Raw genomic sequence first — 25,629 nt, 5'->3', positions numbered from 1 at the left:
GGAGGGCGCCAACAACAGGAGGAGAATATCATCATGCGCAAGCTTATGCTCGCCCTCGCGGCAACCGTCGCGCTCGCCGGCTCCGCACTTGCGGATCCGGTCCGTATCAGCGTCGGCTCTTACAACCTCAATAATCTTCCGTTTCCCGTCGCCCAGGGGCTTGGCCTTTATGAAAAGGAAGGGCTGGAGGTGACCGTAGAAAATTTTGCGTCGGGCGGTTCTAAGACGCTTCAGGCGCTTGTTGCCGGCTCAACCGACATCGCCGTCGGCTTCTACGATCATACGATCCAGATGCAATCGCAGAAGAAGGCCGTCGTCGCCTTCGTACAGCTCGCCCGCAATTCAGGGCTCGTATTGGCTGGCGGCAAGGGCAGCAAATTCGATCCGGCAAAGCCGGAAACGATCAAAGGCGCAAAAATCGGTATCACCTCGCCGGGTTCGTCCTCCGATTTCTTTGTTCGCTATTACCTGCAGCGCAACGGCTTGTCCGCAAGCGACGTGTCGCTGATCGGTGTTGGCTCCGGCTCTTCCGCCGTCGCAGCGCTCGAACAGCAGAAGGTCGACCTGCTCGTCAACTACGATCCGGCTGCGACGTTCATCGAAGCCAAGGGCGTCGGCAAGATCCTGATCGATGGGCGCAGCGACGACGGTGCCAGAGCGATCTATGGCGGGATTTACCCGACCTCCGTCCTCTATGCCACGCAAAGTTATATCGAGGAAAATCCCGAGACGATCCAGAAGGTCACCAATGCGACGGTCAAAGCGCTCGAATGGATGAACAGCCACTCCGCGGAAGAAATCGTGGAGAAGCTCCCGAAGGAGTTCATTTCCGGCGATCGTGACACCTACGTCAAGGCGGTCGAGAACGCCAAGGCGATCTTCTCGAAGGACGGGCGCATTAACGAGGAGGACATCAAGATCCCGCTCGCCGTCCTGAAGAGCTTTAACGACAAAGTCGCCGCGGGTGAAATCGACCTAGCGAAAACCTACACGAACGAGTTCGTCGGCAAGGTCCCGAACGCCGCTGCCAACTGATAGGAGGAGGTCATGGAATTGGCCGTCGTGAAAACTGCACCCCCGACCAACCGTCCGGATCATTCGAAGCCGATGGTTTCCATCGACGCAATCACCATGTCCTTCGGTGCTTATGTGGCGGTGCAGGAGGTTAATCTAAGCGTCTCCGATGGCGAATTCCTGGCCATCGTCGGACCGACTGGATGCGGCAAAAGCACCATACTTAACGCAATTGCCGGTCTTCTGAAGCCTGCCAGCGGCACTGTTTCCATCGACGGTCAGCCGGTCCGCGGGGTCCAGACCGATATAGGTTACCTGTTCCAACAGGACGCACTGCTTCCGTGGAAGACCGCAATCGAGAACGTGGAACTCGGTCCCATGTTCAAGGGTGTCGGAGCTGCCGAACGTCGGGAGCACTCGATGAGATGGCTGGCGAAGGTCGGATTGAAGGGGTTCGAGCATCGATATCCGCATCAACTTTCCGGCGGCCAGCGCAAGCGTGTGCAGATGGCACAGGCATTGATCACCGGCCCCAAGGTGATCCTGATGGACGAGCCTTTCTCCGCGCTCGATATCCATACCCGCCACCTGATGCAGAACGAGCTGCTGCGGCTTTGGCAGGAGGAACGGCGCGCAGTGGTGATGATAACGCACGACCTCGAGGAGGCGATCGCCCTTGGCGATCGGGTCGTCGTGCTTGCCGCCGGACCGCGCTCGCGCGTCATCGACAGCTTCCCCGTCAACCTCGAACGCCCGCGTGATGTCGCCGAAATCAAGCTCGATCCGCGCTTCCTGGATCTCTATCGCAACATCTGGTCATCGCTGCGCGGTGAAGTGGAGAAAAGCTATGAACGTCATGACTGAACGCCTCATTCAAATCGTGCTGCTCGTGGCAATTGTCGGCGGCTGGCAGCTCGGTGTCGCGGCAGGCGTCATAGACGTCTTCTTTTTCCCGGCTCCTCTCGACATCTTCGACCAGGTCTTATCCTGGGTGGCCGACGTCGACTTCTATAGCCACGTCGCCATCACGCTGACAGAAACCGTGCTCGGCTACCTCGTCGGAACGGCACTCGGCGTCGCCGCAGGCGTGTGGCTTGGTCTCAGCCGTTCGGCTGCGCGCATTCTCGACCCCTTCATCAAGGGGCTGAACGCAATACCGCGCGTCGTGCTCGCGCCGATCTTCGTGCTCTGGCTCGGCCTTGGGCTGTGGTCCAAGGTGGCGCTCGCCGTGACGTTGGTATTCTTCGTGACGTTCTTCAACGCGATGCAAGGCGTGCGCGAAGTCAACCCGGTGGTGCTGTCGAACGCCCGCATTTTGGGCGGCAATCGGAGGGACCTGCTTCGCCATGTCTATTTCCCGGCAGCGGCGAGCTGGATTCTGTCGTCGTTGCGTACTTCGGTGGGCTTCGCCGTTGTGGGGGCCATCATCGGCGAGTATCTCGGCTCTTCCGCCGGGCTCGGTTATCTGATCGCTCAGGCCGAAGGCAATTTTGATGCGGTCGGCGTCTTCGCGGGCATCCTGATCCTCGCGATCTTTGTCTTGATCATCGACAGCATTCTGGACATCGCCGAGAAGCATCTCATCAAGTGGCGAACAAGTGCTTCTGAACGGCCGGCGTGACGATCGTCGCGGCAACCGAAAGAACTACCGGCACGCGTTCTCCCTTACACAAGAAAGGGAGAACGCAAGCGTTCTGAGCGAGAGGACTTCGAACGAAACGTAATATTCGCCGTTGCCTTGTCGACGAGATAGATCATCCGATCGGTCGGACACACAAAAAGTCCCTGAACCGTCATCGCAACTCCTTTGCGGCTTCATCCGCACCTGGGGTTGATCGAAGTTTCAACGCATAAACGGCCGGTCACGCGTCGATGAAGGTAGGTCATGCGGCAATTCTCCCTGGCAAGAGCTTTATTGCCGAATCGATCTAACGCGTTAAACTGAATGCATATTTGAAGCGCTGCCCGCGATTGGCCTCAGCCGCCCTCGCCCGGATATGGCTTCGCCTTCAACAGACCTGCCAAATGCGCCGTGTTGCGGGCCAACATGTTGACGGCCTTGGTCACGACCTTCGGCACCTTGTCGAGATCGACGAAATTGGTTGAACCCATCGCTACTCCGACCCAGTAGGCGACGGCATTGGCCGGAATGGTGAAACCGACATCATTGAGCGCCTGGTAGAGTTCGGCCGAGATATGATGGGCGCCGTCCTCGTTGCCGACGACGGCAACGGCTGCCACCCTGCCGTAAGACACCATACGGCCCTGATCGTCTGTCTCGTCGAGGAAGGCGTCCATGCGCTCGAGCGCCCGCTTGCAGACGCTGGACGGCTGGCCGAGCCAGATCGGCGTCGCCATCAGCAGGATATCGGCGTCGAGCAGCTTTGCGCGAATATCCGGCCAGTCGTCGCCGGCGCCCTCGTCCGAGCTCACGCCCGGCTTGACGTTGAAATCGGCAAGGCGGAGCACTTCGGTCACGACGCCGTATTCGGACATCGCCTTGTCGATGAGAGCGATCATCCGGTCGGTCGATGACGGATCCTTGGCGTCGCTGGTCTTCAGCGTCGCGTTGAGAGCAAGGGCTTTCAGCGGCATGGGTCTCTCCGTAACGGGCGCCTCTCGGGCCTTGCTGCTGCAACCCACCCGCGCGCCGATAGTTCCCGAGAGGGATGCGTGAGGGCCTCACGCAAAAATAACCAGTTGGTGAATTCTTTACTTGAACGCCCAGTTGGAATCGGCAAAAATGACGGTGCTATCAATCCCTTCATGGATTTGCCGTCTTTTCGGGCCAGCGTCCGAGCACCACATCTATTGGAAAAATACCGTGAGCAGCGATGCGTCAACACGCGCGACGAAGCCTTCGGCTTCGATGGCGCTTGCAACTGCGGCAGGCTGGGGCCGAGGCCTCTATACACTGGTGCGCATCACCGTGATGGCCTTCCGCCATCCCTGGCAGGCCGGCTTGGCGATTGGCGCCACCCTCATCGCCTCCACCTTCCAGCTGATGATCCCCCGCCTTCTTGGCCGGGCGGTCGACCACACGCAGATGGCGATGGGCGGCGGTGCGGCCGGCCAGGCGGCGCAAGACGCGCTTCTGACCACGGCGTTGCTATTGCTCGGCGCCAGCGTGCTGCGCGGTCTCTTCACCATGGTGCAGAACTATTTCAGCGAATCCGTCGGTCACCACATGGGCTACGAGCTGCGCCTGGCCTGCTACGAGAAAATCCAGCGCCTCTCCTTCAGCTTTCACGATACGGTCCATTCCGGCGACCTGATCACCGTCGGCCTGCTCGATCTCGAGGGCGTGCGCATGTATTTTTCCACCGCGCTGGTCCGCATGGTCCTGCTGTCGATCCTGATCGGCATCGGCGCCTATATGCTGCTGTCGACAGATGTCGTGCTCGGGCTGCTGGCGCTCTCCTTCGTGCCCTTCGTCGGTTGGCGCTCCTCGGTGACGCAGCTCAGGCTGCGGGCCACCTGGCTCGACCTCCAGGAGCGGCTGTCGGTGCTGACCCGGATCATGGAGGAGAATCTCGGCGGCATTCGCGTCGTGCGGGCCTTTGCCGCCCAGGAACACGAACTGTCGAAGTTCGAGGCCGCCTCGAAGAACGCGCTGGCGCTTGCGCATCAGCGGGTCGGCATCCGCGTCGTCAACACCAGCGCCATGACCTTCTCCTTCTTCGCCGCCATGGGCCTCGTGCTCTGGGTCGGCGGCGGCAAGGTCATGTCGGGCGAGATCACCGTCGGCACGCTCGCCTCGTTCCTGACCTTCATGACCATCCTGCAGATGCCGGTGCGCCAGCTCGGCCTGATGGTCAATGCCTTTGCCCGCGCCTCCACCTGCGGCTCGCGGCTCTTTGCTCTGCTCGACCTCGACATCGCGATCAAGGATGCGCCGGACGCGACGGATTTGGCGGTGACGGAGGGCGTGCTGCGCTTCGAGAATGTCAGCTTCGCCTATCCCGGCTCGGAAAAGCGCACCGTGCTCCATGATGTCTCCCTTGAAGCCAGGCGCGGCCAGACGATCGGCATCGTCGGCCCTCCCGGCAGCGGCAAGTCGACCATCGCCCATCTGATCCCGCGCTTCTACGATGTCAGCGGCGGCAGGATTACCATCGACGGCCAGGACATCCGCAAGGCGACACTGCAGTCGCTGCGCCGGGCTGTCGCCGTCGTGCAGCAGGATTCCTTCCTGTTCACGACGACGATCGAGAACAACATCGCCTATGGCGACCCCTGGGCCAAGGAAAGCCGCATCGAACGCGCCAGCGAAAGCGCTCAACTGCACAATTACGTGCTCGGCCTTCCCACCGGTTACGGCACCGTCGTCGGCGAGCGCGGCGTGTCGCTCTCCGGCGGACAGCGCCAACGTCTTTCGATCGCCCGCGCCCTGATGCTGAAGCCGGCGGTGATGGTGTTCGACGATTCGACGGCGGCAATCGACGCGGCCACCGAGCAGCGCATCCGCAGCGCCATGCGCCGCTACGCCGCCGACCGGGTGACCATCATCGTTGCCCATCGCCTGAGCTCGCTTATGCATGCCGACCTGATCCTGTTCGTCGAAGACGGACGGATCGTCGAGCGCGGCACGCATCAGGCGCTGCTTTCGCTCGGCGGGCGCTACAAGGCGCTCTACGATCTGCAGGTGCGGCCGGGCGACGAGGTGTTGAGCGCGTGATGAGATGCCTCTCTTCTCCCCACTGGGGAGAAGTGCCGAGCAAAGCGAGGCGAAGAGGGCGAGGAGCGACAGCGACGAGTGCCCTGAGCGGAAGCGAAGGGCAAAGAGGGCGTGCCGTGCGGCCCCCCCATCCGCCCTTCGGGCACCGTCCTTCGGACCCCCCGCTGGGGAGAAGGGGACACGCAATGAACGTGCTGGCCACCTGACATGATGGCCGCAGGAGGAAAGACATGGCCGAGGAACTGGAAACAGAGCGTCCCGACGTTCGCGAGGATGGGCGCCGTCCGCCGCGGGCGGTGGTCGGTTCGCATCGCGTCGAGGAGGAAATGTTCGGCAAGGCCTTCGACGGCAACATCATCAAGCGCATCTGGGCTTTCGTTCGCCCCTACCGCACCCAGGTCCTCTGGGCTGTTGTCGCCGTGCTGACCTTCACGACGATGCAATTGCTGATCCCGCTGATCATCCGTTACGCCATCGATCACGGCATGTCGCCGGGCGGCAATCATGCGGCGCTGATCTGGGCTGTTGCCGCCTTCACCATCGCCATCCTTATCAATTATGCGGCAAGCTACGCGCAGGAGACGCTGGTCGGCAATGTCGCGGAAGAGGTGCTCTTCGACATCCGCAAGGCGATGTTTTCGCATCTCCAGCGCGTCTCGCTCTCCTTCATGGACAAGACCGAAGTGGGGCGGCTGATGTCGCGCCTGCAGGGCGACGTCAACTCGATGCAGGAATTCCTCGAAACCTCGGTGCTGTCCGTCGGCGACATCGTGCTGCTCTTCGGCATCGTCTTCGTGATGCTCTATCTCGATTTCAAGCTGGGGCTGCTGACGCTTTCGGTGCTGCCGGTGCTGTTCGTCGTCCGGCTGTTCTGGCTGCCGCTCGCCCGCAAGTCCTTCATGGCCGCGCACGAGACCAATTCGGTCGCCAACGGCGCGCTTGCCGAAGCGATCCACGGCGTGCGCGCCGTCCAGAGCATGGACCGGCAGGGCGTCAACTTCACGCTCTACGACGACAAGGCGCATGCCAATCTCAAAACGCATCTGACGGCCGCGCGTTATGCCCAGGTGATGGTGCCGATCGTCGACAGCCTGACCGGCGTGGCGATGGCGCTCGTCATCGTCGTCGGCGGCGCCCGCGTTCTCAACCAGGCGCTCGATGTCGGCGTGCTCGTCGCCTTCCTCTTCTATATCCAGCGCTTCTTCGACCCGATCCGCTCGCTGACCCTGCAATATTCGGTGATGCAGCGCGCCATGGCTTCGGGCCAGCGGCTGACCGAAGTGCTCGACGTCCCCGTCGACATCAAGGACGCGCCTGACGCCAAGACCCTGTCGCGCGACATGGACGGCTCGGTGGAATTCAAGGATGTCGTCTTCGGCTACAATCCGAAGCATCCGGTGCTGAAACATGTGAGCTTCAAGGTCAATCCCGGTGAGACGGTGGCGATGGTCGGGCCGACGGGCTCCGGCAAATCGAGCTGCATGTCGCTAATCCATCGCTTCTACGACGTGCAGCAAGGCCAGGTGCTGGTCGGCGGCCACGACGTGCGTGACCTGACCCAGGATTCGCTCGGAGCGCAGATCGCCATGGTGCTGCAGGAACCCTTCCTCTTCACCGGCACCGTCTTCGAAAACATCCGCTACCATAAGCTGGAAGCGACGCGCGAACAGGTGATCGAGGCGGCCAGGGCCGTCGGCGCGCATGATTTCGTCATGCGCCTGCCCGATGGCTATGACAGCATTCTCGGCGAGCGCGGCGGCAATCTCTCGCTCGGCCAGCGCCAGCTTTTGAGCTTTGCCCGCGCCCTTGTGGCGGATGCGAAGATCCTCGTGCTCGACGAGGCAACCGCCAATATCGACAGCTATACCGAGATGCTGATCCAGAAGGCGCTGGTGAAGCTGCTCGAAAACCGCACCGGCCTCGTCATCGCCCATCGCCTGGCGACGATCCGCGAAGCCGACCGCATCATCGTGCTGCAGAACGGCGAAATCATCGAAAGCGGCGACCACCGCCAGCTGATGAAGAACGGCAAGCTCTATTCCAGACTCTACAATCTCAACTACGCCTCGTTCGACGATATTCCCGAGGACGTGCTGGAAGAGACGACGGCGGCGGGGCCGGCAACTTGATGGGGATGACTTGCGTTAACGCGTGTCGTAAAGATTGAACGAACAAACGCGTTCCTGCCGCATTTCCCTCTTATCCGGGGCAAGTGCCACTGAGGAGAATGTCATGAAGAGAATTATTAGCAGCCTGTTGATCGCGACGGCCCTTGTTGGATCGGCTATTCAGCCTGCTGCGGCGCGTGACCACCATCATCACGACAATACCGGCCGGATCATCGCCGGCGGCGTCGCGGCAGGTGTCGTCGGCGGCCTGATCGGCGGCGCACTCGCCAATGGCGGCCCTCGCTACGTCGATGAAGGCCCTCGTTATGTCGAGCCGGCGCCGAGGTGCTGGTATGAGGACCGCGACGTCCGCAACCGCTATGACGGCTATTACCATACCGAAACCGTGCGGGTCTGCGAATAGCCCCTGAATTCTTGCAGCGGCATTGGTTTTAATCGCCGCCGGTTTGCCTCCAGCCGAGGCTGCGTCCCGCAGCCTCGGTTTTTTGTGCGACATCCCGGCCGCTCGTCCGGGCCGAAGACCCCCTCCATGCCGCACCGTTTCACGTAAAAGTCCAACAAGATCTCTTCTTTGATCGCCGCCGAGACCGTGGCTTAGCCCCTCCCCCTTGTGGGGAGCGGTCTTAGCGTGAGCCGGCACGCCAACGAACAGCACGCAAAAGATCCCGCCCATCCCGCCGCCTGTCATCCGGCTGTCAGAGACGCGCAATAGTTGAGAGCCGATGGATGATGGTCCCGTGAACGGCGGCAAGGTGCTGAGAAAAGAGCGCATGCGTTTCGTCAGCGCCGAACAGGTGGCGCAAATGGCGGGCGTTTCGCGCTCGGCTGTCTCGCGCACCTTTACGCCAGGCGCGAGCGTTGCGCCTGCAACGCGCGAGAAAGTGCTGCGGGCCGCCGAAGAGCTCGGCTATCACGTCAATGATCTGGCGCGCGGCGTGCTTGCCAATCAAAGCCGCCTCGTCGGCATGGTCGCCACACGGCCGGAGGTGGGTTTTCGCGCGCATCTGGCCGCCGCCCTTGCCAAAGCCCTGATCCGGCGCGGCAGCATTCCGATTCTGATCAACACCGGCCAGACGGAAGACGAACTGCTCGCCGCCCAGAAGATGCTGATCGGCCACCGCGCCGAGGCGATCATCATCCTGTCCGGCTCGCCGCCGGCGAGTTTCCTCGAACTCGCCCAGCGCAACGGCCAGCCGCTCGTCGTCATCGGCCGCTCGGAGCCCGACGCCGACCATGTGCGCGCCGGCAATTCCGAAGCCTCGCGCAAGGCGGCGACGGCCTTTTATGAAAGCGGCAGGCGTCAGCTGGCAGTGATCGGCTCCAACTCGGGAACGCCTGCTATCATGGAGCGCGAAAGCGCCTTCGTTTCGGCAGCCAAGTCGCTCGGTGCATCGGTCGTCGTCGCACGCGGCGACGATTCGGATTATCAGGGCGGCGTCACCGCCGGCCGCGCCCTCTTATCCAAAAGAATGAAGCCGGACGCCATCTTCTGCGCCAACGACCTGATCGCCTTCGGATTGATGGATGTCGCGCGCCTGGAAGCGCGGCTGCGCATTCCGGAGGATATCGCCGTCATCGGTTTCGACGACGTGCCGGAATCCTCCTGGCTGAGCTATCAGCTGACCACCTTCCGCCAGGACCCGGTGGTCATGGCGCAGCGCGCCGTCGATCTGATGGAGCGGCGGCTCGAAAACCCGGACTCGCCCCCGGCTTACGAACGCGTCATTCCGGAACTCATCATCCGCCAGAGCTTCAAGCCCTGACGTCTCTCCCTGGCTTTTCGCGGGCGCAATCCTGTGGCAAGAAGGACCGGACACTGGGATCGAGGCGTTACGTTCTTTGCGCATTTGGGCGGCGTCGTCAGGGAGGAAGATCGCTGCAGATGAAAGGAATTCGCCAGCTCGCCGAGCACCTCGACATTTCGATCGGGACGGTGTCCCGGGCGTTGAACGGCAAGCCGGATGTCAATGAAGACACGCGCCGGCGCGTGCTGGCCGCCGCCGAAGAACTCGGTTATGTCGCCAACCAGTCGGGCCGCAGCCTGCGCCAGGGCATGACCAACGTCATCGGGCTGATGCTCGAGGTCAGCCGCGAGACGGTCGAGAACAGCGACGACTTCTTCCTCGGCGTCACCGACGGGCTGCAGAGCGTCTTTTCCCGCCACAAGCTCGATCTGGTCATGCTGCCCTGCCCCGATGACGAGGACCCGCATGAATATCTGAAGCGCATGGTGGCGCGCCGGCTCGTCGATGCGCTGATCATCTCGGCGACGCGGCGCACCGACCGGCGCATCGAGTTTCTGGAAAAGGCCCGCATCCCATTCGTGGCGCTCGGCCGCAGTGCGTCCGGCGGCAGCTATACCTGGATGGATCTCGATTTCGAGGGCGTGGCGGCGCGCGGCGTCGACCGACTCGTCGCCAAAGGCCACCGGCGGATTGCGGTGGCGGCCCCCTCCTCCGACATCAATCTCGGCTACATCTTCCTCGACAGTTACCGTCAGGCGCTGAAACGGCACGGCATTCCCTTCGACCCCGCCCTCGTCATCCGTGTGAAGTCGAGTGAACAGGGCGGCTATCAGGCCGGCCACGAATTGCTGATGATCGAAGAGAGGCCGACCGCAATCATCCTGATCCACGAACTGATGGCGATCGGACTGTACCGGCGGCTTGCGGAAGCCGGCATCGTGCCCGGGCGCGACCTTGCCGTCGTCGGTTTCCGCGAAGAATCGCGCACACATTTCCTGCAGCCGACGCTGACCTCCTTCCGCATGTCGCTGCGCGATCTCGGCGCCCAACTCGGCGAAACCCTGCTCGCCACCATGCCGGCCTATGCCGACCATTATCCGCAGGGCGCGCGCAACAGGATCTGGCCGATGGAACTCGTTCCAGGCGAAAGCGACGCCTTCACACTGGCGGGCTGAACCCCGTCTATAGGCAAAGATTCAGCAGGGCCGGCTTGAGGCTGCCTGATGCTCTCGATCGGCTCGCCGACAATGGGCATTGTAGAAAGATGGCATGGCCGCACTCGTTGCCGGGTGCGGCCTGTTTCCGGCTATTCGGCGGCGGCGGCGGCGGCGACGCGGCGACCGATCGTCGCCTGGGTCAGCACGAAGGCCGAGAAGGCACAAAGCGCGATGCCCGCGGCCATTGGAACGGCGGTGCCATCGAAGAACAGGCTCGATACAACCATGGCGACGGCGGCAATCACGAAATGCAGCGTGCCCATCAGCGACGAGGCGGTGCCGGCGATCGCGCCGTGATCTTCAAGGGCAAGCACCGCGCTCGTTGGAATGACGAGGCCGAGGAAGCCGTAGCCGATGAACAGGAAGGTCGCCATAACAGGCAGCTGGTTGAAGCCTGAAGCCATCACCACCGCCATGACGATCATGGCCAGCGCAAAGGCGCTGACGGCAATCCGCATGACGCGCACCAGACCGAACCGCTCCCCGAGCCAGCCCGTCGCCTGCGATACCGCGAAGAAGGATACGGCATTGATCGAGAAGGCGAAGCTGTATTCGGTCGGCGTGAGCCCGTAATGCTGGATCAGCACGAAAGGAGAGTTGGCGAGATAGACGAGGAAGCTCGAAATGCCGAGGCCGCCGATGAAAGTCAGCGTCAGGAAATTGCGGTCGGCGAGCAGCAGACGATAGGCCTTCATGGCGCTGCCGAGGCCGCTGCCGTTGCGCTCCTCGGCCGGGCGGGTTTCCTCGAGCTGGGTGGAAAGCAGGACAAGGCCGATCACCGCGGCGCCGGTCACGGCCCAGAATACGCCGCGCCAGCCGGAGAGCTCGATGACGGCGCTGCCCGTCAGCGGCGCCAGGATCGGCGAGATCGAGAAGACCAGCATCAGCAGCGACATCAGCCGCGCGGCCTGGACGCCGGTATGCATGTCGCGGACGATGGCCCGGGGAATGACCATGCCGGCGGCACCGCCGATGCCCTGGACGAAACGGAAGGCGATCAGCGTTTCGATATCGGTCGCAAATGCGCAACCGATCGACGCGACGGCGAAGAGGCCGATACCGAGATAGAGCGGCAGCTTGCGGCCCCACATGTCCGACAGCGGCCCGTAGACGAGCTGCGCAAGCGCAAAGGAGATAAAGAAAGCGAGCAGGGTCAGTTGCGTGACGCTGTTGTCGGCATGCAGGTCCTGGCCGATGGAGGGCAGCGCAGGCAGATACATGTCGATGGCAAAGGGACCGATGGCCGACAACAGGCCGAGAATGAGGGCAATGCGAAAGAAGGAAGCCGTCATAATGGTGATCTTTCGTAAAAGCGCAGCGGATGCGCCGGATCGTCGCTCCGCACTCTTTGGAATCGACGCATCGTGCTCTCCGAAAATCAGTCCGATTTTCGCGCCGATGCGCTGGGTTCAATGATGATCGTTCGCGCGAAGACGAAGTTGGGAGCTCATATCTCCAGCGGCGGAACCAAGAGTGTCAATAAATTTGGACACGCCTGTAAAACTAGACGCCATTGTCTAAACCGTCAAGACATCTTATCTTCGCTCCATGAAAGACAGCATGACACCGGCAGACCGGATGGCGGGGCACACGCAGCGTGGACAATGCGCCAAGCGTATGTCGATCCTCGACGCCGCCGCCGATGTCTTCTGCCGCCAGGGTTTTTCAGCCGCCAGCATCGACGAGATCGCCGCCGTCGCCTGTGTCTCCCGCCAGACGATCTACAATCATTATCGTGAAAAGGAGACACTGTTCGTCGCCGTCGTCGAGGACGTCATGAACCGCGCCAATGCCATGCTCTTCTCCGTGCTGTCGACCTTTCCTGACAGCGCCGACAATCTGGAGGACGGTCTGACGGCATTTGCCGTGCGCCTCAATAAAAACTGCATCTGCAATCATGATGGAAAATTCCTGCGCAAACTGGTGCAGACGGAGGGCGAGCGATATCCGCACCTCTTCGAAAGCTGGCGCCAGCAGGGGCCGGGCAAACTAACCACCGCGCTTTCCGCGCTTCTCGCCCGCCTTGCCCACAGTCAAGCGCTTGCTATCGATGATTACGACGTCGCCGCCCGGCAGTTCGTGGCGCTCGCCAATGCCGACCTGCAGATGATGACGCTGTTCGGCGGCACACCCACCAATGAAGACCTGGAAAAGGCGGCGCGCAATGCCGTGCGCACCTTTCTGAAGGCCTATGGCTGCCCGAAGGCCGAAAAGGCCGGCGGAGAGCCGCAGCTTGCGGCCATGTCCGGCTGATCACCCCTTGCGATCATGTAAAAACAGTCATCTGCGCCGGCACGACCGCAAACATGCCCACGCGGCGCGCGGCAAGATATGTCACCAGCTGTTCGACAAGCGAAGGCATGACCGGCTTCTGGACGACGCCGACCGCTCCCTTGACGCCGCCGGCGACGATCTCGGGATTGCCGGTCATGAAGACGACGGCGATCCCATGCTCTTCCGCCAGCCGCCTGCCGAGCTCAGGCCCGGTCGGACCATCGGCGAGATTGACGTCGACGAAGGCGATATCGGCGGACGGCGCCAGCCGCAGCGCCTGTTCGCGGTCATTCGCAAGGCCCGCGACCTGCATGCCAATGCCTTCCACGGTCGCGCCGAGATCAAGCGCGATGAGGAATTCATCTTCGACGATCAATACTCTCTGCTTCATGAGATCATCTCGTTGGCAGCGCCGCACGACGTTGGTGGCCATGATTCGTCCTCTTGTTACGCACATACTTCGAAAGAAGGAGCCGCTCGGCAGTCTTCCCTGCCCGAAACTCATTGTCGTAACGGGAAACCTGACGATATGTTCCGGGGTGAAACGCGATTTTTGCCGCTTAACGCATTGTTAACGTTGACAAATCCTTAACACGACGCCGGCAAGGCAAAAACCTGCCGCTCAATCACCTTGAATCAACCGCCTACTTCTGGATGAGAGCGGGCAATGATACGATCGGATTATTCCATCGGGCTCGGCGATTGAGGATCACGTTGCGAACTAAATTTGTTGTCCTGGTCATCGTGGCCGTCAGCCTGTTTGCCTATACCAAAGTGATGGCCAGGATCGGCTCGGGCCTGCCGCCCGCGGATGCACCGCCGGAGCAACGCGCCGACCTCATTCGCGTTTACAAGTCCGAACGCCGCATGGTCCTTTTCAGAGGCGACGCTGCGATCTCGACCTATCAGATTTCACTTGGAAGTGCTGCCGATGCAGGCCCCAAGCAGCGCGAAGGCGACGAGAAAACACCGGAAGGGCGTTATGAAATAGACTGGCGCAATCCAAAATCCGTGGCCCATCTCAGCCTGCACATTTCCTATCCGAATCCGAAAGAGCAACATGAGGCTGAAGTGAACGGCTATCGGCCCGGCGGCAGCATCATGATCCACGGGCTGCCGAATGGCTGGGGCCTGCTCGGAGGGATGCATCGCCTGTGGGATTGGACGGATGGCTGTATAGCGGTCACCGATAGGGAGATGCGGGAAATTTGGGCCCGCGTTCCCGATCATACGCCCATCGACATCATGCCTTGAGCGACTGCGATCCGTACCGGGATCAACCGCCGAAACTGAGCAGGCTCAATTCAGCCCTTGGTCTTCCCGACGAGCACCGGCTGGCTGCGGTAGTCGGCGGGAAACAGCGCCTTCAAATTCTCGATCTTCGGCAGGTCGTTGTAGACGATATAGGGGTAGGTCGGATTGCGCGTCAGGAAATCCTGGTGATAGGCCTCGGCGGGATAGAAGCCGGCGGCATCGGACACCTTGGTGACGATCGGCTTCGGGAAGACATGGGCCTTGTCGAGCTGATCGATGTAGCGCTCGGCCACCTCTCGCTGCCCGGTGGCGGTGACGAACAGCACCGAGCGGTACTGGGTGCCGCGGTCCGGTCCCTGAAAATTCAGCTGCGTCGGGTTGTGCGCCACGGAGAAGAAGATCTGCAGCAACCTGCCGTAGGTCACCTTTTTCGGGTCGAACCTGACCTCGACGGCTTCGGCGTGGCCGGTCGAGCCGGTGCTGACCGTTTCGTATTGCGCCGTTTCAGCCTCGCCGCCGGCATAACCGGAGACGGCGCTCTCGATCCCATTCACATGCTGGAAGACACCCTGAACGCCCCAGAAACAGCCGCCGGCAAAAATGGCGGTCTCGGTGCTCGACCTGACGGCTTCGTCCATGGCCGGCGGCGGAATGACGACCGCTTTCTCGGCGGCGCCTGCTATGCCCGTGTCGAGCAAGACAGCAGTGGCGGCAAGGAGCACGGCAAGGCTCCAGCGGTTGGAAGACATGGACATGTGCGCTACCTCCTGGCGGTCGCTCAAATCCTTGCTCATCCTTGCCAAAGCGGCAAATCACAAGCCGTTCACTCACGCCGATGTGACAACTAAATGAAAGCGTGTGTTTGAAGGCGAAACAGCGCCCAAGTTGAGTTGACAATCTCATGAGGAGTGAGGAGAGTGCCGCCGGTCTGAGCCAGCATTCCGGGGGGAACCTATGTCCGTGCGCTCGTTCTTTGCTTTCGCCACCATCGCATTTTTTTCCGCGATCGCCATCGGCCTTCCAGCCGCCGCTGCGGAGACCAAGCGTGACATCCAGACGATCAAGGATGCCGATTTCTTCGGCTTCGATCTTCGCACCGAGCAGAACGTCTCGCTCGACCAGTGCAAGACCTCCTGCATCGGCGATAAGAGCTGCAAGGCCTTCACCTACAATCCCAAGGTGAAATGGTGCTTCCTGAAATCCGATTTCAAGACGATGAACGCCTTCCCCGGCGCCATCGCCGGCAAGATCGTCGAGACGGCAGCCCAGAAGGAACCGGATATCGGCGCCGCGCCGCGCCCGACCTTCCTAAGCAACGACCTCATTCAGCAGGCCCACGACTTCAAGGACAATCTTGCCCTGACAGACGGCCAGCAGGGCCAGGGCGCCGACAGCCTGACGGCCAATGCCCGTCTCGACATGACGGCCAACAACCTGACGGACGCGCTGATCGCGTTCCACGGCGCGCTGTCGCTCACGCCCGATGATGCCGATCTCTGGCTCGAATCTGCCCGCGCCGCAATTTCCTTCGGCAGCACGGAAAGCAGCGTCACCGGTCAGGCCGTGGTCGACGCGCTGAACGGCTACGAGCTGACCCGCACCAAGGCCAAGCGCGCCGAGGCGCTCGCCGTGCTGGCCACCGCTCTCGAACGAAACGCCAATTACCGCCCGGCGCTCGACGCCTACAAGGCGAGCTTGGCGCTGGTTGCCTCCGACGAGGTGCAGACCGCCTACCTGCAGCTCAAATCGACGCAGGGCTTCCGCATCACCGAACACACGGTCGACGCCGACAGCGCCACGCCGCGGGCCTGTGCCACCTTCTCGGAGGCGCTGATCAAGACCACCGACTATACGCCCTTCGTGACGCTGAACGGCGAGGCGCCAAAGGCGGTCGAGACCAAGGATAAGCAGATCTGCGTCGAGGGCCTGACGCACGGCCAGACCTACAAGATCGCCTTCCGCACCGGCCTGCCGTCATCGGTCGACGAGACGCTCGACGCGCCTGTTTCCATCGACGTCTATATCAAGGACCGCAGCCAGATGGTGCGCTTCACCGGCGACAGCTTCGTGTTGCCCTCGACAGCGCGCCGCGGCATCCCGATCGTTTCGGTCAACCTGACCTCGGCCAACCTCAAACTCTACCGCATCGGCGACCGCGCCATCGCGCCGCTCTTGACCAACTCGCAGTTCCTGACCCAGCTCGACGGCTACAGCGCCCAGAACATCGAGGAACAGAGCGGCGAGCTGGTCTGGCAGGGGTCGATCGACATCGCCAACGAGCTCAACAAGGACATCATCACCAGCTTCCCCGTCGACGAGGCGCTGCCCGAACGCAAGCCCGGCATCTACGTGATGACGGCGACGGCGCCGAATGCGCCGGCGCAGGAGTGGGATTCACAGGCGACGCAATGGTTCCTCGTCTCCGACATCGGCGTCAGCACCTATGCCGGCACCGACGGGCTCAACGTCTTCACCCGTTCGCTTGCCTCGGCAAAGCCGATATCAGGCGTCGAATTGCAGCTGCTTGCCAAGAACAACGAGGTGCTCGGCACGGCGACGACCGACGAAAACGGCCGCGCCACCTTCACCGCCGGCCTGATCCGCGGAACGGCGGCGCTGACGCCCGCCGTCATCGCCGCCAGGAACGGCACGGCGGACTATGTGTTCCTCGACATGACGCGGGCCGGCTTCGATCTCTCCGACCGCGGTGTTACCGGCCGCGCCTCACCCGGCGCGATCGACGTGCTGACCTTTACCGAACGCGGCATCTACCGCGCCGGCGAAACCGTCCATGCTCAGGCGCTTGCCCGCGACACCGACGGCAATGCCATCGAGAATCTGCCGCTGACTTTCATCTTCAGCCGGCCGGATGGCGTCGAAGACCGCCGGATCGTCAGCCAGACCAGCAATCTCGGCGGTTATTCCGTCGATTTCGCCACCCAGGCAAACGCCATGCGTGGCACCTGGACGATGAACATCTTCACCGACCCGAAGAGCAGCGCGATCGCCAGCAAGAGTTTCCTCGTCGACGATTTCGTGCCCGATCGCACCGACATGGAGATCAAGACCGAGGCCAAGGAGATCGGCCCGGATACGCCGGCGAACATCACCATCTCAGGCAAATATCTCTATGGCGCCCCGGCCGTCGGCCTGACGCTCGAGGGCGATGTTGTCGTCAAGCCGACGCGTGAGAGCGCCGCCTATAAGGGCTTCCTCTTCGGGCTTGCCGACGAGGAGGCGAACGAGGATTCGCGTCTGCCGATCGAGGGGCTGCCCGAACTCGACGAAAACGGCGAAGCTTCGACGGACCTCACCGTCGGCGACCTGCCGGCAACGACGCAGCTGCTCAACGCCACCGTTTATATGCGCATGCAGGAAGCGGGCGGTCGCGCCATCGAGCGCTCGCTTGTCCTTCCCGTGAAGAACGATCGCGCTTCGATCGGCATAAAGCCGGAATTTTCCGACGAGCTGCCCGAGAATTCCATCGCCAACTTCACGGTGATCGGCGTCAATGCCGAGGGGCAGAAGCAGGAGGCGAAGGGTCTGCGCTGGAAATTCTACAGCCTCAACCGCGAGTACCAATGGTATCGCGAGGGGACTGCCTGGAAATACGAGCCGGTCTATACCGCCGAGCAGATTTCGAACGGCAGCGTCGACGCGACGATGGATGGCGGCAAGATTTCCGTGCCGGTGACCTGGGGCCGCTACCGCCTCGAAGTGGAAAGCCCTGATGCCGACGGCCCGACCTCCAGCGTCGAATTCGACGCCGGCTGGTTCGTCGCCTCGACGTCGACCGAAACGCCGGACGGCCTGGAAATCGCCCTCGACAAGGACAGCTACAAGGTCGGCGAAACCGCCAAGCTGAAAATCACGTCGCGCTACGGCGGCGAACTGATGGTGACGGCCGGAACCGAAAAGCTCGTCGGCGTGGAGAACGCCACGATCGGCGAGACCGGCGGCGAGATCGACATCCCGGTCACCGCGGACCTGGGCGCCGGCGCCTATGTCACGGCAACGCTCTTCCGCCCCGGCGCCGCGCAGGACAGCCACATGCCGATGCGATCGATCGGCATCAAGTGGCTGAAGGTCGATCCCGAGCAGCGCGCGCTGCAGGTCAAGCTCGACACACCAGAAAAGATGCTGCCGCGCGGACCGCTTGAGATCGGCCTGCAGGTGACCGGCGCCGGCGCCAACGAGGATGCCTACGTGACGGTTGCCGCCGTCGATGTCGGTATTCTCAACCTGACGCGCTATGAACCGCCGAATCCGGAAGACTGGTATTTCGGCCAGCGTCAGCTCGGTCTCGAGATCCGCGACCTCTACGGCCGGCTGATCGACGGCTCCCTGGGCGCGACCGGTAAGCTCAGGACCGGCGGCGACGGCGGCGCCATTGCGCTGCAGGCAAGCCCGCCGACGCAGAAGCTCGTCGCTTTCTTCTCCGGTCCGGTCAAGCTCGATGCCGAGGGCAAGGCGAAGGTCTCCTTCGACATTCCGCAGTTCAACGGCACGGCGCGCGTCATGGCGGTCGCTTGGTCGAAGACGGGTGTCGGCCACGGCGTCAAGGACGTCATCATCCGCGATCCCGTCGTCGTGACGGCGAGCCTGCCGAAATTCCTCGCACCCGGCGACAAGGCCAATCTGCGCCTCGACATCGCCAATACCGATGCGCCGGCCGGTGACTACAAGCTGCAGCTGACCGGCAATGATGCGGTCGGCATCGAGCAGGCTTCAGCCTCGCAAACAATCCGCCTCGAAGCGGGCGCGAAATCCGAACTGACGCTTTCGCTCATCGGCAAACAGCCGGGCGCCGGCAGCGTCTCGATCAACCTGTCCGACGCCTCCGGCATCTCGCTCGACCAGGTCGTCGATGTGCCGGTCCGTCCGGCATCCTTGCCGATCACCCAACGCAGGGTGCTGGCGCTGAAGCCGGGGGCCAAGCTGACGGTGGACAAGAACCTGTTGGCCGACAGCGTGCTGCCCGGCGCCTCAATCAGCGTCAACGTCACCCGTTCGGCGGCCTTCGACATTCCGGCGCTGCTGATGACCCTCGACCGCTACCCCTTCGGATGCGCCGAGCAGACGACCAGCCGGGCGCTGCCGCTGCTCTATTTCGCCGAAGTGGCGAAGCAGGCCGGCATCGAAAACGACGAGGACGTGCACAAGCGCGTGCAGGACGCGATCTATCGCGTGCTTTCCTACCAGGCCTCGGCCGGCAGCTTCGGCCTCTGGGGACCGGATTCCGGTGATGTCTGGCTCGATTCCTACGTCACCGATTTCCTGACGCGGGCCCGCGAAATGAAATATGACGTGCCGGAAAAGGCCTTCGTGCAGGCGCTCGAAAATCTGCAGAACACGCTGTCCTATACCACCGACATCAACGGCCAGGGCGACCAGATCGCCTATGCCATCTATGTTCTTGCCCGCAACAAGAAGGCCGCGATCAGCGATCTGCGCTATTATGCCGATACGATGATCAACCAGTTCCCGACGCCGCTCGCCAAGGCGCATATCGCCGCCGCTCTGGCGCTCTATGGTGACGCCCAGCGTTCGAAGAACATTTTCATCGACGCGCTGCAGATGTCGCAGCAATCGATGGTGTCGCGCGTCAATCTCTCGCGCACCGACTACGGCACTATACTGCGCGATGGTGCGGCGATCCTGGCGCTCGCCGCCGAAAGCCGGCCGGTGCCGCCTGTCATCCCAGATCTCGCCAAGTCCGTCGCCAAGGAATGGGGCCGCAGCAAATACAAGAGCACTCAGGAAGAAGCCTGGATGCTGCTTGCCGCGCGCGCCCTCCAGGGCGGTGACGACGGTCTGAAGATCGATGTCAATGGCGCGGCGCATAGCGGCGCCTATATGGCGCGCATGACCGGCGATGCGCTCGCCGGTCACCCGCTGACGCTGACCAACCAGACGAACGACTCCGTCTCGGCTGTCGTCACCACCGTTGCCGCTCCCACCGTGCCGCTGCCAGCCGGTGGCGACGGCTTCCTCATCGAGCGCAGCTATTACACGCTCGACGGCGAGCAGGCCAATGTCAGCGAGGCGAAGCAGAACGAGCGCTATGTGGTCGTCATCCATGTGCGCGAGACCAATGACTGGTCGTCGCGCATCGTCATTACCGACCTTCTGCCGGCCGGCTTCGAGATCGACAATCCGAACCTCGTCGACAGCGCCCAGATGACGAATTTCGATTGGATCGGCGAAATATCAGCCGCCCATACGGAATTCCGTTACGACCGCTTTGTCGCCGCCTTCAACCGCGCGCCCGGCGAGGAGCGTGAATTCAACGTCGCCTATGTCGTACGCGCCGTCACCCCCGGCACGTACGACCATCCGGCCGCAAGCGTCGAGGACATGTACCGGCCGGAGCTTTCGGCCCGCACGGCGACCGGCAAGATGGAGGTCATAGCAGCACAATAATGAGGCTATGGCACAAGTTCGCGATCGGCTCCGCCGCCGGCATCCTTCTTGCCGGCGCGGCTCTCGTCGCGCTCGACGCGGCCGACCGGGCCTTTCCGCCGCCGCTCGACAAGGCAGCGGTGGTTTCACCCGAGGTGCTGGATGCCGATGGGCAGCTGTTGCGCGCCTTTGCGACGCCGGAGGGCCGTTGGCGGCTGAAGACTTTGGTCGCCGACGTCGATCCGCAATTCCTGCGCATGCTTGTTGCCTACGAGGATCAGCGTTTCTACGATCACGCCGGCATCGACGTCTGGGCGCTCGGGCGCGCCAGCCTGCAGTTCGTCCGCAACGGCCGCATCGTCTCCGGCGCCTCGACGCTTTCGATGCAGGTGGCCCGGCTGATCGAGCCGCGCGCGGAACGCTCGTTTTCGGCAAAACTTCTGCAGCTTGCACGCGCCGCGCAGATCGAACGGCGGCTGTCGAAGGAAGAGATCCTCGACCTTTATCTCACACATGCCCCCTATGGCGGCAACCTGGAAGGTGTACGCGCCGCAAGCCTTGCCTATTTCGGCAAGGAGCCGCGCCGCCTGACGGTGGCCGAGGCGGCGCTGCTGGTCGCCCTGCCGCAATTGCCGGAACGGCGGCGGCCGGACCGCAATCTCCAGGCCGCACAGGAGGCGCGCAAGCGCGTGCTCGACCGCGTCGCAGTGGCCGAGGCCGTCGGCGACGGTGAGGCGGAACGGGCCGAAGCTGTCGCCATTCCACCGCGACGCCTGCAATTGCCTGCCTTTGCCGCCCATCTCGGCGAAGCCGCATTGCGCAAGGAGCCTCTGGTCCTCAAGCACCAGACGACGTTGAAGAAGCAGGTGCAGCAGGGGCTGGAATCCGTTGCTCGCGCCGCGGCGATGAAACTCGGGCCGAAGCTTTCGCTCGCCATGGTAATGGCGGACGCGCAGACCGGCGCGATCGTCGGCGAGGTCGGCTCGGCCGATTATTTCGACGCCAGCCGCTCCGGCTGGATCGACATGACCCGCGTCAACCGCTCGCCCGGTTCGACGCTGAAGCCTTTCATCTACGGGCTCGCCTTTGAGCTGGGCCTCGTTTCCCAGGAGACGATCATCGAAGACCGGCCCGCCGATTTCTTCGGCTACCGGCCGCGCAATTTCGACATGAGCTATCAGGGCGACGTCACCGTGCGCGAGGCCTTGCAGCTCTCCTTGAACGTGCCGGCCGTCAAGCTGCTCGACGCCGTCGGGCCGTCGCGGCTCATGGTGCGCTTCCGCCGCGCCGGGGTGCGCCCGGTCCTGCCGCCGAACGAGACGCCGGGACTGGCGATCGGTCTCGGCGGCGTTGGCCTCACGCTGAAGGATCTGGTGCAGCTTTATACGGCGCTCGCCAATCGCGGCCAACCGGCAAGGCTTGGCGACGGCATCACCGGCACGCCGGGCAAAATCGACGGCGAACCGTTGCTGGAGCCGGTCGCCGTCTGGAACGTTGCCAATATTCTCTCCGGTGTCATTCCACCGGCCGGCGCGCCGCAGCGCGGCATCGCCTATAAGACCGGCACCAGCTACGGCTATCGCGACGCCTGGTCGGTCGGCTATGACGGCCGGTATGTGCTCGGCGTCTGGGCCGGACGGCCTGATAACAGCGCCGTGCCCGGTCTGACCGGCTATGGCACCGCCGCGCCGATCCTGTTCGAGGCCTTCGCCAAATCCGGCATCGCCACGACGCCCCTGCCCCGCCCGCCGGCAGGCGCCGTGCGCATCGCCCAGTCCGAATTGCCGATCAGCCAGCGGCGTTTTGCACTGAATGCCAGCGGCCTGCTCGTCGCCTCCGGCCGCGAGCCCGCGCCGCAGATCGTCTATCCGCCCGAGGGCGCCCATATCGATCTCGGCGCTGGAGCTGGCGATCTATCGCCGCTGATGCTGAAGCTGCAGGGCGGCCGCGCGCCCTTCCGCTGGCTCGCCAACGGCAAGCCCTTACCCGATCTCTCGCGCCGGCGCACCCAGCAATGGCTACCCGACGGCGGCGGCTATTCGAAACTGACCGTCATCGATTCAGCCGGACGCGCCGCAAGTGTGGGCGTTTTCATCGACTGAAGGAACCAAAGACCGGGCACAACCGTTGGAAAAGGTCTCCCTCCAACGTCAGACGGCCTCATGACTCTTCCGACAGCGACCTACCGGATACAGTTCCGCAACGGCATGACTTTCGATCGTGCCTGCGACCTCGTTCCCTACCTCAAGACGCTCGGCATCAGCCACCTCTACGCCTCGCCGATCTTCACCGCCGTCCGCGGCTCGACTCACGGCTATGACGTCACCGACGCCAATGAGATCGATCCGGCGCTCGGCGGCCGCGCCGGGTTCGACCGGCTGACGGAAAGCCTCGCCTCGGCGGGCATGGGACTGGTTCTCGACATCGTTCCGAACCATATGGCCGCTTCGCCTGACAACGCCTGGTGGCGGGACGTGCTGGCCTTCGGCCCGCAGAGCGCCTATGCCAGCCATTTCGACATCGACTGGAGCGAACCGCTGACCCTGCCGCAGCTCGGCCAGGATTTCGAAGAGGCGCTGGCATCAGGCGAACTGCGCCTCGTGCTCGACGAGACGCACGGTAATTTCGCCTTGGCCTATTTTCAGACGCTGTTGCCGGCGAACCCGAGCAGCTACGGCGCGATCGCCAACCGGCTTGACGATCCGGTCGCAATGCGAATGGCCGAGGCCGCGGCCGCGACCTCAGGCGAGGACTTCGCCCGCGCGCTGCGCGACATCCTCTTCGAGGGAGGCGATCGGGCGGTCCTTCGTGAGAAACTCGAGGACGTCTCGTCCGATCGCGAATTCCTCAAGAGCCTGCATGACGAGCAGCATTGGCGGCTGATCCATTGGAAGGAAGCGGCGCGGCATCTGAGTTACCGCCGCTTTTTCGAGGTGACCGGACTGGTCGGCACCCGCGTCGAGGATCCCCATGTGTTCGACGACATGCACCGGCTGGTGCTCGAACTCGTGCGCCATGGCAAGGTGCAGGGCCTGCGCATCGACCATGTCGACGGGCTCGCCGAACCCAAGGCCTATCTCGACAGGCTGAGGGCAGCAGTCGGGACAGACACCTATATCGTCGTCGAAAAGATCCTCGGGGCGGGCGAGGTCCTGCCGGAGAGCTGGCCGGTCGCCGGCACCACCGGATATGAATTCATCGCCGCCCTCGGCGAGCTCTTCATCGACGCCGGCGGCCTGCGGATATTGGACGATGCCTATCGCAGCCTCGCCGGCGAAGCGGGCGATCTCGATGAGGGCCGCCGGCAGGCCAAGCGACAGATGGTCGAGCGCAATTTCGCCGGTGAGACCGGCAGGCTGGTAGCGATGGCGGCCGGCATCTTTCCCGAGATAAGCCGGGAAGAGATTGCCACCGCCATACGCGAGCTGCTGATCGCATTCCCCGTCTACCGCACCTATGGCGACGGTGGTCAGCTGAGCTGGCAGGATTCGGCCGTTCTTGCCGCAACCGCATCGCAAGTGATGGCGCGGCTCGACGACCGGCGCGCGCTCGACTACGTGCTGAAGCTTCTCGAAGGCAAGATCGAAGGCGATGCGGCACACGAATTCCGAATCCGCTTTCAACAGCTGAGCGGGCCGGTCATGGCGAAGGCGATGGAGGATACGCTGTTCTACCGCTATAACAGGCTGCTTGCCGCAAACGAGGTCGGCGGCGAACCGGGCAAGGCGCCCGAGGGCCCGGATGGCTTCCATCGTCGCATGGCCGAGCGGGCGCGGCTGCAGCCGCATGGGCTTTCGGCAAGCTCCACGCACGATACCAAACGTGGCGAGGATGCGCGCGCGCGGCTCTATGTCCTGAGCGAGGGTGCGGATGTGTTTGCCCAGGCGGTAGCGCGTTGGCGTGATATGAACCGGCCTTGGCTGAAGGATCTGCCAGATGGGGCGGCGCCGGAGCCCAATATCGAATGGATGCTGTATCAGGCGCTCGCCGGCGTCTGGCCGGAGGAATTCGACAGAGCACAGATGGAAAACCTTCGCGCCCGCTTTACCGATTACGCGGTCAAGGCGGTGCGCGAGGCGAAATTGCGCAGCGCCTGGACCGACCAGGAGGGCGCCTACGAGGAGGCGATCACAGTCTATGCGGCGGCGCTGGTGTCGCCGGACAATGACGCCTTCCTGGAAGATTTCGAAAGGGTGCTGCAGCCCTTTATTGCGGCCGGCTACGTCAACAGCCTGTCGCAGACATTGCTCAAGCTGACGGCGCCTGGCATTCCCGACATTTACCAGGGCGCGGAAGGTTTCGACTTCAGCCTTGTCGATCCGGACAATCGCCGGCCTGTCGATCACGCCAGCCTGACGGCCTGGCTGGATGAAGCCGGACCCATCGCCAAGCTCCAGGCGGCGGCCTTGAAGCAGCGCATCATCGCAATCGGCCTGCAGCTGCGCCAGCGGCACCCGGTTCTCTTTGCCGGGGGTGACTATCTTCCGTTGAAGACGACGGGCAGCCGCCGTGATCATGTGCTTGCTTTCGCCCGCGTGCACAACAGCGAATTCGCAATCACCGCCGCCCCGCGGCTGATGTTCGGCTGGCTCGATCCCGGCGTGCTTTTTGCCGGTCCGGAATTCTGGGAAGACACGGCGATCGCGGTCCCCTCCCCTCTCCATGGCTTGAAGGCGGATCTCGTGACGGGAAAAACGATCGAGCCGGGAGGCAGCATTTCGGTCGCCGCACTGCTCGGGAGCCAGCCGCTCGGGCTGATCAGTCCGATCTGAGCCTCGGGCGCGATTTGAGGATCGGGCGACGATCGCCGTCGCGCTGCGCAACGCGGCGGTTTCGAAAAAATCGATGTCGTCAAGATTAGCACTTGACCTTCCAGTTGCTGGAAGGTGGATAAGCCTCTCCAACTGCCCTTTGGG

Annotated in this window: 17 protein-coding genes; 13 read left to right on the top strand and 4 right to left on the bottom strand. The window is 62.9% G+C overall.

The window, feature by feature from the left end:
* Positions 1-33 precede the first annotated feature (33 nt).
* Genes HJB91_RS00335 through HJB91_RS00325 form a run of 3 tightly spaced genes read left to right on the top strand, consistent with a single transcriptional unit; the run spans position 34 to position 2,635 of the window.
* Positions 34-1,035, top strand: a complete 1,002-nt coding sequence (locus HJB91_RS00335) for an ABC transporter substrate-binding protein (RefSeq protein WP_210632486.1) — start codon at positions 34-36, stop codon at positions 1,033-1,035.
* Between the two features lie 12 nt (positions 1,036-1,047).
* Positions 1,048-1,878: an ABC transporter ATP-binding protein gene (locus HJB91_RS00330; protein WP_210632485.1), complete on the top strand. Its 831-nt coding sequence runs from the start codon at positions 1,048-1,050 to the stop codon at positions 1,876-1,878.
* The gene (locus HJB91_RS00325) at positions 1,862-2,635 is read left to right on the top strand and encodes an ABC transporter permease (RefSeq protein ID WP_210632645.1); all 774 of its coding nucleotides are present in this window, start codon (positions 1,862-1,864) and stop codon (positions 2,633-2,635) included. Before HJB91_RS00330 ends, HJB91_RS00325 begins: the two co-directional genes overlap by 17 nt.
* A gap of 356 nt (positions 2,636-2,991) precedes the next feature.
* On the opposite strand, the gene HJB91_RS00320 is transcribed toward HJB91_RS00325, so the two are convergent.
* Positions 2,992-3,609, bottom strand: coding sequence for a flavodoxin family protein (locus tag HJB91_RS00320; protein WP_210632484.1), 618 nt, complete (start codon positions 3,607-3,609; stop codon positions 2,992-2,994).
* A 274-nt stretch (positions 3,610-3,883) separates the two neighbouring features.
* Between HJB91_RS00320 and HJB91_RS00315 the strand changes: the two genes are divergently transcribed.
* The 5 genes from HJB91_RS00315 (at position 3,884) to HJB91_RS00295 (ending at position 10,741) form a co-directional block, all read left to right on the top strand.
* Complete coding sequence (locus tag HJB91_RS00315; RefSeq protein WP_210632644.1) at positions 3,884-5,692, top strand: ABC transporter ATP-binding protein; 1,809 nt, start codon at positions 3,884-3,886, stop codon at positions 5,690-5,692.
* A 230-nt stretch (positions 5,693-5,922) separates the two neighbouring features.
* Positions 5,923-7,821, top strand: coding sequence for an ABC transporter ATP-binding protein (locus tag HJB91_RS00310; protein WP_221153272.1), 1,899 nt, complete (start codon positions 5,923-5,925; stop codon positions 7,819-7,821).
* A 103-nt stretch (positions 7,822-7,924) separates the two neighbouring features.
* A complete protein-coding gene (locus tag HJB91_RS00305) occupies positions 7,925-8,224 on the top strand; it encodes a hypothetical protein (RefSeq protein ID WP_210632482.1) in 300 nt (99 codons plus the stop codon).
* Between the two features lie 319 nt (positions 8,225-8,543).
* Entirely contained in the window at positions 8,544-9,584 is a 1,041-nt protein-coding gene (locus HJB91_RS00300) for a LacI family DNA-binding transcriptional regulator (protein ID WP_221144812.1), read from the top strand.
* Between the two features lie 119 nt (positions 9,585-9,703).
* Positions 9,704-10,741, top strand: coding sequence for a LacI family DNA-binding transcriptional regulator (locus HJB91_RS00295; RefSeq protein WP_210632480.1), 1,038 nt, complete (start codon positions 9,704-9,706; stop codon positions 10,739-10,741).
* 131 nt (positions 10,742-10,872) lie between these two features.
* On the opposite strand, the gene HJB91_RS00290 is transcribed toward HJB91_RS00295, so the two are convergent.
* Positions 10,873-12,075 (bottom strand): multidrug effflux MFS transporter, encoded by a 1,203-nt coding sequence (locus HJB91_RS00290; protein ID WP_210632479.1) that lies wholly within the window; start codon positions 12,073-12,075, stop codon positions 10,873-10,875.
* Between the two features lie 256 nt (positions 12,076-12,331).
* Here HJB91_RS00290 and HJB91_RS00285 point away from each other — a divergent pair, with 256 nt between their 5' ends.
* The gene (locus HJB91_RS00285) at positions 12,332-13,036 is read left to right on the top strand and encodes a TetR/AcrR family transcriptional regulator (RefSeq protein ID WP_210632478.1); all 705 of its coding nucleotides are present in this window, start codon (positions 12,332-12,334) and stop codon (positions 13,034-13,036) included.
* A gap of 13 nt (positions 13,037-13,049) precedes the next feature.
* Here HJB91_RS00285 and HJB91_RS00280 read toward each other — a convergent pair whose 3' ends face one another.
* Positions 13,050-13,490, bottom strand: coding sequence for a response regulator (locus HJB91_RS00280; protein ID WP_221153271.1), 441 nt, complete (start codon positions 13,488-13,490; stop codon positions 13,050-13,052).
* 281 nt (positions 13,491-13,771) lie between these two features.
* Between HJB91_RS00280 and HJB91_RS00275 the strand changes: the two genes are divergently transcribed.
* The gene (locus tag HJB91_RS00275) at positions 13,772-14,311 is read left to right on the top strand and encodes a murein L,D-transpeptidase family protein (protein ID WP_221145203.1); all 540 of its coding nucleotides are present in this window, start codon (positions 13,772-13,774) and stop codon (positions 14,309-14,311) included.
* A gap of 50 nt (positions 14,312-14,361) precedes the next feature.
* Here HJB91_RS00275 and msrA read toward each other — a convergent pair whose 3' ends face one another.
* Positions 14,362-15,066, bottom strand: coding sequence for a peptide-methionine (S)-S-oxide reductase MsrA (msrA, locus tag HJB91_RS00270; protein WP_221144809.1), 705 nt, complete (start codon positions 15,064-15,066; stop codon positions 14,362-14,364).
* A gap of 199 nt (positions 15,067-15,265) precedes the next feature.
* Here msrA and HJB91_RS00265 point away from each other — a divergent pair, with 199 nt between their 5' ends.
* Genes HJB91_RS00265 through treY form a run of 3 tightly spaced genes read left to right on the top strand, consistent with a single transcriptional unit; the run spans position 15,266 to position 25,485 of the window.
* Positions 15,266-20,734, top strand: a complete 5,469-nt coding sequence (locus tag HJB91_RS00265) for an alpha-2-macroglobulin family protein (protein ID WP_221153270.1) — start codon at positions 15,266-15,268, stop codon at positions 20,732-20,734.
* On the top strand, positions 20,734-22,815 hold the full coding sequence (gene pbpC / locus HJB91_RS00260; RefSeq protein ID WP_221153269.1) for a penicillin-binding protein 1C: 2,082 nt from the start codon (positions 20,734-20,736) through the stop codon (positions 22,813-22,815). Before HJB91_RS00265 ends, pbpC begins: the two co-directional genes overlap by 1 nt.
* Positions 22,816-22,875: 60 nt before the next feature.
* A complete protein-coding gene (treY, locus tag HJB91_RS00255) occupies positions 22,876-25,485 on the top strand; it encodes a malto-oligosyltrehalose synthase (RefSeq protein WP_221153268.1) in 2,610 nt (869 codons plus the stop codon).
* Positions 25,486-25,629 lie beyond the last annotated feature (144 nt).

The sequence above is a fragment of the Rhizobium sp. NLR10b genome, from assembly GCF_019685435.1.
GTDB lineage: Bacteria > Pseudomonadota > Alphaproteobacteria > Rhizobiales > Rhizobiaceae > Rhizobium.
This window is presented reverse-complemented; position numbering and strand designations above follow the sequence as displayed.